The sequence below is a fragment of the Pirellulales bacterium genome (genome assembly GCA_019694455.1).
GTDB lineage: Bacteria > Planctomycetota > Planctomycetia > Pirellulales > JAEUIK01 > JAIBBY01.
In genome coordinates this window covers 152395-161658 of record JAIBBY010000004.1, presented here as the reverse complement: position 1 = coordinate 161658, position 9264 = coordinate 152395, and the positions used below count along the sequence as shown (strand labels likewise).

10 protein-coding genes and 1 tRNA gene are annotated in these 9264 nt (G+C 63.0%); 4 read left to right on the top strand and 7 right to left on the bottom strand.

What is annotated here, in order from left to right:
* Together K1X71_03570 and K1X71_03565 are read right to left on the bottom strand one after the other, a co-directional pair.
* Positions 1 to 74, bottom strand: a tRNA-Val gene (locus tag K1X71_03570).
* Between the two features lie 53 nt (positions 75 to 127).
* The gene (locus K1X71_03565; GenBank protein ID MBX7072203.1) at positions 128 to 535 is read right to left on the bottom strand and encodes a dual specificity protein phosphatase family protein; all 408 of its coding nucleotides are present in this window, start codon (positions 533 to 535) and stop codon (positions 128 to 130) included.
* A gap of 77 nt (positions 536 to 612) precedes the next feature.
* On the opposite strand from K1X71_03565, the gene K1X71_03560 reads away from it, so the two are divergent.
* A complete protein-coding gene (locus K1X71_03560) occupies positions 613 to 1557 on the top strand; it encodes a hypothetical protein (GenBank protein ID MBX7072202.1) in 945 nt (314 codons plus the stop codon).
* Here K1X71_03560 and K1X71_03555 read toward each other — a convergent pair.
* On the bottom strand, positions 1539 to 2852 hold the full coding sequence (locus K1X71_03555; GenBank protein MBX7072201.1) for an MFS transporter: 1314 nt from the start codon (positions 2850 to 2852) through the stop codon (positions 1539 to 1541). The two genes, K1X71_03560 and K1X71_03555, sit on opposite strands and share 19 nt — an antisense overlap.
* Before the next feature lie 119 nt (positions 2853 to 2971).
* Between K1X71_03555 and K1X71_03550 the strand changes: the two genes are divergently transcribed.
* From K1X71_03550 to K1X71_03540, 3 genes are read left to right on the top strand one after another with little or no spacing between them, the layout of a single operon-like run.
* Positions 2972 to 4252 (top strand): phenylacetate--CoA ligase family protein, encoded by a 1281-nt coding sequence (locus tag K1X71_03550; protein ID MBX7072200.1) that lies wholly within the window; start codon positions 2972 to 2974, stop codon positions 4250 to 4252.
* A gap of 1 nt (position 4253) precedes the next feature.
* Entirely contained in the window at positions 4254 to 5096 is an 843-nt protein-coding gene (locus K1X71_03545; protein ID MBX7072199.1) for a putative hydro-lyase, read from the top strand.
* The gene (locus tag K1X71_03540; GenBank protein MBX7072198.1) at positions 5093 to 6340 is read left to right on the top strand and encodes a cysteine desulfurase-like protein; all 1248 of its coding nucleotides are present in this window, start codon (positions 5093 to 5095) and stop codon (positions 6338 to 6340) included. Before K1X71_03545 ends, K1X71_03540 begins: the two co-directional genes overlap by 4 nt.
* Positions 6341 to 6377: 37 nt before the next feature.
* Here the strand turns inward: K1X71_03540 and K1X71_03535 are convergent, their stop codons facing one another.
* The 4 genes from K1X71_03535 to K1X71_03520 form a co-directional block, all read right to left on the bottom strand.
* Complete coding sequence (locus K1X71_03535; protein ID MBX7072197.1) at positions 6378 to 7181, bottom strand: enoyl-CoA hydratase; 804 nt, start codon at positions 7179 to 7181, stop codon at positions 6378 to 6380.
* Between the two features lie 93 nt (positions 7182 to 7274).
* On the bottom strand, positions 7275 to 7934 hold the full coding sequence (locus tag K1X71_03530) for a serine/threonine protein phosphatase (protein ID MBX7072196.1): 660 nt from the start codon (positions 7932 to 7934) through the stop codon (positions 7275 to 7277).
* A gap of 65 nt (positions 7935 to 7999) precedes the next feature.
* Complete coding sequence (locus K1X71_03525; protein ID MBX7072195.1) at positions 8000 to 8293, bottom strand: hypothetical protein; 294 nt, start codon at positions 8291 to 8293, stop codon at positions 8000 to 8002.
* Positions 8294 to 8307: 14 nt separating this feature from the next.
* Positions 8308 to 9264, bottom strand: a complete 957-nt coding sequence (locus K1X71_03520) for an ornithine cyclodeaminase family protein (protein ID MBX7072194.1) — start codon at positions 9262 to 9264, stop codon at positions 8308 to 8310.

The window sequence follows — 9264 nt, the reverse complement described above, 5'->3', positions numbered from 1 at the left end:
TGGGCGATGAGGGACTCGAACCCCCGACATCCACGGTGTAAGCGTGGCGCTCTAACCAACTGAGCTAATCGCCCGTATGTCCGCCCTGGCGGCGGGCTTCAACTATAACCGCCCGCTGGCCGCGTCACTATCCGCAACGCTTGATCTCGTCCCACAGCGCGGGCGAGATATCGTGCGGCGCCAGCGCGACCAGCCGCTTCAGAGCGTCGTCGAGCGAAACACCAAGCGTTTGCGACCAGGCCGCGGCCACGATCGCCGGGGCACGGCTCACGCCGCCGCTACAGGCCACTAGCGTGGGGGCGTCCACCTCGATCAAATTGCGCAGCGTGCCCACCGCCGCTCGCACCACTTCGGGGCGATTGCCGACCCCATCGATTAAGGGGAATCGACAATACACAATATCGCGAGGATACCCCACCGGGGGATCTTCCATTGCCAGATGGAGCACGGCCATGATCCCCAGGTCGACCACGCGGCGCACGTCGCGCGCGTCGGCGGCGTTGCCGATCCAAAGCCCCGGCGCCACGGCTTTCATTTCAGGATCCTCCTCCCATCGATTGGCTTGATCTGCTATGAGTGTGCCATGAGATTCAGCCGCCACAAGGAGGCCAAGTGACTCTCGCGTTGCTCATTGTGCTCGTCGCGGCCCATTTGACCGCCGTCGGACTGGCGACCTTTGGTCCGCTGTACTGCATCTGGCTGGAATGGCGCGGTCGTCACGAACCGGAGGCGGGGCTGCTGGGCCGCACGCTTGCTGCGCACTGTATCTTTGCCCTGGTGCTGGGAGGCGTGCTCGGAGCGGCACAGCTCGCTCTATTATACGCAAGCGGCAACGGCAGTTATTGGAACGCTCTGGCCACCATCAAACCAAGCCGCTGGTGGTTCTCGGGGGTCGAATACTTCTTTTCGATCGCCTGTTACACCGTGTATTGGGCGGCCTGGAATCGCTGGGCCGGCCGGCGCTGGTTGCACCGCCTGGTGGCGCTCATTGGCAGCACCAATCTCGCCTACCATTTTCCGGCGCTGTTTGTCGTGGTTGGCCTGGTGAGCCATCGACCGGCGCTATGGGAAAGCCGCGTTTCCGTTCCCCAGGTGCTGCTGGAACAGCACACCCTGGCGCGGGTGGGACACTTTCTGATCGCCGCCGTGATCTTTAGCGCCGTCTATTTGATTTGGCTGGCGCTGCGCGACAATTCGGTCAGCGACTCGCGCCGCAAGCTTACGACTTTGCCAGCTTGGCTCGGGCTGGCGGCCACGCTGACGCAGTTTCCGCTTGGCATGTGGATCATCATGCAGCTTCCCCCAGAACAACGGCCGTTGCTGCTTGGCGGCAATCTCTGGGCGACCAGCGCGCTGGGTTTGGCGGTCATGCTTAGCGTGCTGCTCATGCATCAACTAGCCGCGATCGCGCTGGGTGACACCGATCGCTCAGCGGCCCGCAAGGCGATGGCGCTTGTGCTGTGGGTCTTTCTCGCCATGGCCGCTACGCGGCATTTGCTGCAGCCGGCCACGTTTAGCGATACCGGAGCTACGGCCCATCAGACTCGCGGCGAGTGAAAATCGCGCCCGCGTCGCACCGCCACTTGCACCAGCACCAGGGCGCCAGCCATCAAGATCGCCGCGGACCAATACGGCAACATCGGCCCCGAGTAAAAGAGTCGTATGCCGATCAGCGGTCCAAGGATGCGCGCCAGAGAACTCATACTCTGATTCAATCCCAAAATGCCGCCCTGCTTGGCGGGGTCGCTGCGGCGCGAAATCAGCGAATTGAGCGCCGTCGGCAGAAACGCGAAGCCGGTGACTTCGATGAATAGCGCCGCCAACAGCAGGTGCAAACTGCCGACCTTGCTGGCCATCGGCACCAGCAGATAACCGACGATCATGGTCACACCACCGACCAGCGCCATCGTTCCTTCGGGCACGCGGCCTGCCACGCGCCGCACTAACACGCCTTGCGCAATGCTCAGCACCAGACCAATAAAGGTGTAAACCAGCAGTATCTGCATGGGGTCGAACTCGAAATGCCCCGCCGGCACGGCCAGCAACAGCGACATAGTGGACTCGAGATTGGCGAACGAGAGCACGGTGACCGTCGCCGCGACGAGCAGCAGCGGCATGGACGGAATCGCCACGGCGGCGCGCAACGAGTCGAGGCTCAAAATCGACCGCCCCGCGTGCTCGCTGTTGGGACTTAGCGACTCGGGAAGGTAAAAGATGGCCATGCCCAGCGCCACGGCTGACAGGCTGGCCGCCAGATAGCCTGGCCAGGGGCTGGCCTCGGCCGCATGCGTTGTGCCTTCAATACGGCTGGTGGCCTCGGTGGCGGTATCGGCATGCGCGGACGCGGCGGGGACTGTTGGCGCGCTGTCGAACAGCGCCACAGCCGCGATCAAAGGACCAAAGGTGAACCCCATGCCAAAGGCGGCGCCAATTAGCGCCATCCCGCGTGCCCGGTTGGCGATGGTGGTGACATCGGCGATATACGCCTGCGCCGTGGAGATGGTGGCCCCGCAGATACCGGCGCCAATGCGAGAAACGAACAGTAGGGTCAGGCTTCGCATTGAACTGGCGACACCGAACAACGCGTAGAACACCACCGATCCGGCCAGGCCCAACACCAAAATGGGGCGTCGGCCCACGCGGTCCGACACTCTTCCCCAGATCGGGGCGAACAGAAACTGCATGGCCGAAAACGACGCCATCAGTGCGCCAATCACCCAGCCGGTTTGATCGTCGGTGAAGAGCCGAGCATAAACCGGCAGCAGCGGAATCACCATCCCAAAGCCGAGTAAATCGATGAAGACCGTAAGAAATATAACCAGTAGCGCTCTTTTGTTGGCTGCGGGCTGCATCTCAATTTTGCGCCTGGGAAAAGATGAAATCAGGATGGTCCGTAGCTTAATGGCGGTATTCGCCACTGGCTAGCGGCGCTACTCGCCCGCGCCCCATGTGCTGGCGTATGATGCGTGACATGACCAGCGCCACAGCCGAAGATCGCTCCCGACTGCTGCAACTCGATCGCGAGGGTTTACAGGCCCATCAACTCGCGCGATGCAAACAGCTTCTCGAGCAAATCTTGCCGCACAATCAGTTCTATCGTGAGAAGTTCGCCGATCTGCGACTCCCCAGCATGTCGCTCGACGAACTGGGCAAGCTGCCGTTCACCTACAAAGAAGAGTTGATGGCCGCTCGACGCTCGGGCCAACTCAGCCGCAATCAGACATTTCCCACCGAACGCTACGTGCGCCTGCACCAAACCTCTGGCACGCGCGGTCGGCCGATGCTGGTGGTCGACACTGCCGAAGACTGGCGCTGGTGGATGCACTGCTGGCAGTTTGTGCTCGACGCAGTTGGCATTGAGCCAGCACACTGTGTGTTCATGGCTTTCTCATTCGGCCCCTTCGTCGGCTTTTGGAGCGCGCACGACTCCTGTGTCGAGCGCGGCTGTCTGGTGGTGCCCGGCGGCGGGCTCTCGACACTCGGGCGTCTGGAGTTATTGCGCGCCGCTGGCGGACAAATCCTCTTTTGCACGCCGAGCTATGCCTTGCACATGGCCGAATCAGGAGCGACCCATCAATTGGATGTCGCCTCGCTGGGAGTGCAAACCATCGTGCTGGCGGGCGAGCCGGGGGGCTCCATTCCCTCCACGCGCGAACGAATCGCAGCCGCCTGGCAGGCGCAAGTCTTCGATCATGCCGGCGCCTCCGAGATTGGCCCCTGGGGCTATGGCGATCCCGACGGCAATGGCCTCTATATCAACGAGAGCGAGTTTCTGCCCGAGTTCCTCTCCGTCGCGCACGGCACGCCGGCCGAGGAGGGGGAACTGTCCGAATTGGTGCTCACCGCGCTCGGCCGCGTGGGCTGCCCCATCATTCGCTATCGCACGGGCGACCTGGTGCGGCCGCGGTGGAGTAAATCGGGACGCGGGTTTGTGTTTCTCGACGGCGGAATTCTCGGCCGCGCCGACGACATGTTGGTCATTCGCGGAGTCAACATCTTTCCCAGCGCCATCGAACACATCGTGCGCAGCTTCCCGGAAATCGTCGAGTATCGAGTCTGCGCCCGCAAACAGGGCGCGATGGACTTTCTGTATTTGGAAATCGAAGATCGGCTGGCGCAGCCGCAGCGCGTTCTCGAAGAGCTGCGCACGCGACTGGGGCTGAAGGTGGAGGTGAAACTGGCCGCGATTGGCTCCCTGCCGCGCTTTGAGGGGAAGGGGCGCCGTTTTATCGACGAACGCGGCAAGGGGTGACATGACACGCGCGCACTCTGGCCCGTTCGAAGCGACTGAATTCCGCGACGCCTCCGCCGCTGAAGTTCGCGCGGCCATTCGCGCTGGTCAGTGGTCTGGCCCGACAGCGGGACTGGGGCGCGGCTATGCGCAGGCAAATCTTGTTGTCCTACCAGCGGATTACGCGGACGATTTTGAACGCTTCTGCCAACAAAATCCGCGGCCCTGTCCCTTGCTGCTGCGCACCTCGCCTGGTGATCCCGTGCCACATGGACTTGCCGCAGATGCCGATTTGCGGACCGATGTGCCAAAGTATCGCGTCTTTCGAGAAGGCATCGCTGATTCCTTGCAACCCAGCGATATAGCCAGTCTGTGGTGCGACGATCTGGTGAGCTTCTTGATCGGTTGCTCGTTCACGTTCGAGTCGGCGCTCGTCGCCGCCGGCCTGCCGGTGCGGCATATCGATCAAGGGCGCAACGTGCCGATGTATCGCACTCGCATTGCCTGCGCCAGTGCCGGACCGTTCGCCGGTCCACTTGTGGTCAGCATGCGTCCTTATCCCGCGGAGCAGATCGCCGACGTTATCCGCATCACAGCGGAGTTTCCCACCATGCACGGCGCGCCGATTCATATTGGCGATCCCGCCGCCTTGGGCGTCGATGATCTCAGCCGGCCCGATTTTGGCGATGCGGTCACGATTGACGAGTGCGAGTTGCCGGTCTTTTGGGCCTGCGGCGTTACGCCGCAATTGGCCTTGGCGGCTGCTCGGCCACCGATCTGCATCACCCACAGTCCTGGCTGCATGTTCATCACCGATCGAACCGACGCCTCGTTTCGACAACCTACCCGGGAGAACGCTGAGTGACCCTCAATCGCCTCGACGTGCCGCAGTTGCGCCAGCAATTTCCGGCGCTGCAAACGCAATGCGGCGAGCGCCCCGCTGTGTTCTTCGATGGCCCCGCCGGCAGCCAGGTTCCGCAGGCCGTGGCCGATGCCGTGTCGCGCTACCTATTGCACACGAACGCCAACCACGGCGGCGTGTTCGCCACCAGCCGCCAAAGCGATGCGATGCTCGCGCAAGCGCATCATGCGGCGGCCGACTTCGTGGGCGCCGCCGACCCAGGCGAAGTCGTCGTTGGCGCCAACATGACCAGCCTTACCTTCGCGCTGTCGCGCGCTCTGGCGCGGACTTGGCGATCGGGAGACGAAGTGGTCGTCACACGCCTCGATCACGACGCCAACGTCACTCCGTGGGTGTTGGCTGCGCGTGACGCCGGCGCGATCGTGCGGCATGTCGCCATAACGGACGATTGCACGCTCGACATGGACGATCTGCGCAGGCAACTCTCTCCCCGGACGCGACTGGTGGCGGTCGGCTGCGCGTCGAACGCGGTCGGCACAATTAACCCGGTGGGCGAAATATCGCAATTGGCGCACGCGGTCGGCGCGCTGGTGTTCCTGGACGCGGTACATTATGCCCCGCACGCCTTGCCCGACATCGCCGCGTGGAACTGCGATTTCCTGGCCTGTTCGGCGTACAAATTCTTTGGCCCACACCTCGGCATCCTTTGGGGACGGCGCTCGCTATTGGAAGCGTTGCCGGCCTACAAAGTGCGGCCCGCGGCCGAATCTCTGCCCGATCGCTGGATGACGGGCACGCAAAGCCACGAGGCGATCGCGGGCACGCTGGCCGCGATTGACTACTTGCAATCACTGTCGCAGTCACCTGCGCATACGCCGCGCCGCGAGGCGCTAGCTCGATCGTATGAACTGATCGCCGTCCACGAGCGCGGACTGCTTATGCAACTATTGGATGGATTGGATACCCTGCCGAGCGTGAAAGTCTGGGGGATCACGGATCGAAAGCGTTTGCACGAGCGCGTGCCGACGATCTCCATCTCGCATCGCCGCCTCAAGCCGCGCGAAGTGGCGTTGGCGTTGGCTGAGCACGGCATATTTGTCTGGCATGGCAACTTTTACGCGCTGCCATTGACCGAAGCGCTGGGCTTGGAGCCCGACGGACTCGTGCGCATTGGCCTGTTGCACTACAACACGCCCGAAGAGGTCGATCGATTGATTGCCGCCTTGCGGTCGCTCGAGCCTGGCTAATCGCGCCGTCGCTTCGACGGGCGAATGTCGAGGCACGTCAATCGCGCCACTGGGGTTCGCGCTTTTCGATAAACGCGCGCATGCCTTCTTGGCCGTCTGGCGTTTGGGCACCGTCGACCATGGCCTGGCAGGCGACATCGTATGCGGCGGGGAGGTCGAGCGCCAGTTGTGCGTAGAAGGCGCGTTTGCCACGAGCGAGCGTGTCGCCGCTGGCGGTTGCGATGCGCTGGGCCAAGGCGCGAGTCGCCGTTTCGAGTCGCTCTGCCTCCACTACCTGGTTCACCAATCCAGAGCGCTCCGCTTCGGCCGCGCTGATCGGCATGCCGGTGAACAGCATTTCTAGCGCCTTCTTGGCGGGTACCGCTCGCGACAGCGCCACGGCCGGCGTGCTGCAAAACATGCCGATCTTCACTCCTGGCGTGGCGAAGCTTGCCGCTCGACTGGCGACGATCAGGTCGCACGTGGCGGCCAATTGGCAACCGGCGGCGGTGGCGATGCCTTGCACTTGTGCAATGACCGGCTTCGGCGCCAGCCGAATGGTCTCCATCACGCGGGTACAGAGCGAAAATATGGACTGCAGTTGCTCCGCGTCGGCGGCAAGCAACTCGGCCAGATCGTGCCCGGCCGAGAACACTGGGCCGCTAGCCGCGAGAATCAGACAGCGAACACCACGATCAGCGGCAACCGATTCGAGTCGAGCGAGCAGTTCCGCCAACAGAGCGCTCGACAGCACATTGCGCCGCGCCGGATGATTGAGCGTTAAGATGGCCACCGCGCCATCGCGCTCATCGAGCACTAGCGACGGGGAAGTTGTCGAAGTAGTAGCTTGCAACAGGCTCATGACCGATGCCTCATGCCGACGTCGCGGATCGTCTGGCGTTCATTTTACGGCAAGTCGGCCGCGAGCAACGACAATGCTGTGGTCAGACGGCGATTATTTAGCGCGCAGTTCGCCGGCACGGCTGGCCTGCCACACTTGCCGTGTGTCGACCTCCATGGCCGTGAGCCAACCGCCGCCGTGACAATAGGTGTCGATGCAAAGCAAATGCCCCAAGTCCCAGATTTCGCCCTCATGTTGCGCTGTGTGGCCTACAATGGCGATTTTTCCGCTGATATGCCGTGGCGGCACTCGCTGCCACAGCGACTCCCAGCGCAGCACCTCCACGGGCTGGCGGGCAAGCGGCAGGTCGGGCAGATAGTTGGCATGTACGAACAAATGAGTCGCCGTTTCGAATCCGTCGGCGCCTTGCAATATCCATTCGATGTCGGCGGCTGGCAAGCCTTCCAGGCTGGCGGCGCCGTACGACGCCAATGTTTCGGCGCCACCGTAGCGCAACCAGGCGTCGCGTTCCACCTCGTCATCGCGCGCGGCGAGCAGCATCTCTTCATGATTGCCGGTCAGCACCACCAGTCGGCAGCGCTCCGCAAGCTGTCGCAGCCGAGCAATAACGCCGCGACTGTCGGAGCCGCGATCGACGTAGTCGCCCAGTACGATCAGCGTATCGTTGGCCAAAGGCTCGATGGCCGCCAACACCCGATCGAGCGCGGCCAGACAGCCATGAATGTCTCCAATTGCGATCGTACGGGGCGGCATCAGCTAAACGCGGTGAAACTCAATGGTGGCAATGAATCGGCGCAGAATCGTATAGCTAGTTTGCATCAAGGCGCCGGATCGGTCCAGTCGGGCACGGACAACCCCGCTCGGTCGGGCAACCGGGCATGCGCCACGCTCCCGCAGACGGGATGCGTTTCACCCGCAGGGTAATGCGCGCCGCGTCTTCGGCCGATCCATTCGGCCTGGTGAAGCTCGCCCAGTGGTCGGCCATCGAGCCCGTAGGCAATATGGCCGGCGAGGTATCCAACATGATCGCCGGCGTCGTTGTACAAAGCGTTGTTGGTATGCCAGCCAGCAAATTGCCCGGAACGAATCTTCCATAGAGGCGTGACGGACATGGCGAGCGCACTCCTTATAGGTCCACGTCGCGACCTAATCCCTGTGCCTTGGCGCGTTCATAAACCAGCGTCGCCACAGCGACATCCTCCAGCGCCATGCCGACCGACTTGAACAGAATCACCGCGGCGGGATTGCGCTGTCCCATGGCGCGCCCAGCCACCACATCGGCAAGTTCGACGGCGCGCGACCAATCGAACACCCCCAACTCGATCGCCGTGGTGAAGTCGCCAGCTTCTCGGCGACAACACTCCACGCTGTCGCACACAATGCGATCGGCGCGGCGCACTGCTTCGACGTCGACCTCCGCCCGGCCAAGCCAGTTCGATCCCATGGCGCAAAGCAGACTTCCTTCGGCCAACCAGCGCCCATCCAGCACGGGCTGGGCGCTGGTCGTGGCGGTGATCACCACCGGCAAATCCTCGACAGCATCGTGTGGCTGACCGACCGGCGCCACCTCGATGGCGAGTTTTGATTGCATCTGCCGGGCGAACTCGCGCCGACGTTCTGGATCGCGACTGTAGACATACGCCTTGTGGACACGGCGCACGGCGGCGACCGCGGTCAATTGCGCCTCGGCTTGCCACCCCGTGCCGATCAGGCCCATTTCGTCGACTTGCTGATGCGCCAAGTGATCGACCGCCACGCCAGTGGTGGCGCCAGTGCGGATTTGTCCCAGTCGATCGGCCTGTATTAGCGCCACGAGTTGGCCAGTCGCCTGCTCGTACAGCCCAAAATGAAATTGCGCCCCCCGCTTGGTGGTGAGATAGCATTTCCAGCCGAGCATGCCCAGGTAGCCCGCCGCCGCGCTCATGGTATGCAGCACGGCGCCCGGCGCCGATGCTCGATGCCGAGGGACATTCTCGGCCCGCCCCGCGGCAAGCTGTCGAAAGCACTCGCGCACCCGCTCAATGGCGCTCGGCATGTCGAGGACTTGCCGCACATCGCTCTCGGCGAGAAATAGTGTGCCCAC

Coding starts and splice junctions, on each gene's coding strand:
- K1X71_03565 (MBX7072203.1), bottom strand. CDS start 535: ATGAAAGCCGTGGCGCCGGGGCTTTGGATCGGCAACGCCGCCGACGCG.
- K1X71_03555 (MBX7072201.1), bottom strand. CDS start 2,852: ATGCAGCCCGCAGCCAACAAAAGAGCGCTACTGGTTATATTTCTTACG.
- K1X71_03550 (MBX7072200.1), top strand. CDS start 2,972: ATGACCAGCGCCACAGCCGAAGATCGCTCCCGACTGCTGCAACTCGAT.
- K1X71_03545 (MBX7072199.1), top strand. CDS start 4,254: ATGACACGCGCGCACTCTGGCCCGTTCGAAGCGACTGAATTCCGCGAC.
- K1X71_03535 (MBX7072197.1), bottom strand. CDS start 7,181: ATGAGCCTGTTGCAAGCTACTACTTCGACAACTTCCCCGTCGCTAGTG.
- K1X71_03530 (MBX7072196.1), bottom strand. CDS start 7,934: ATGCCGCCCCGTACGATCGCAATTGGAGACATTCATGGCTGTCTGGCC.
- K1X71_03525 (MBX7072195.1), bottom strand. CDS start 8,293: ATGTCCGTCACGCCTCTATGGAAGATTCGTTCCGGGCAATTTGCTGGC.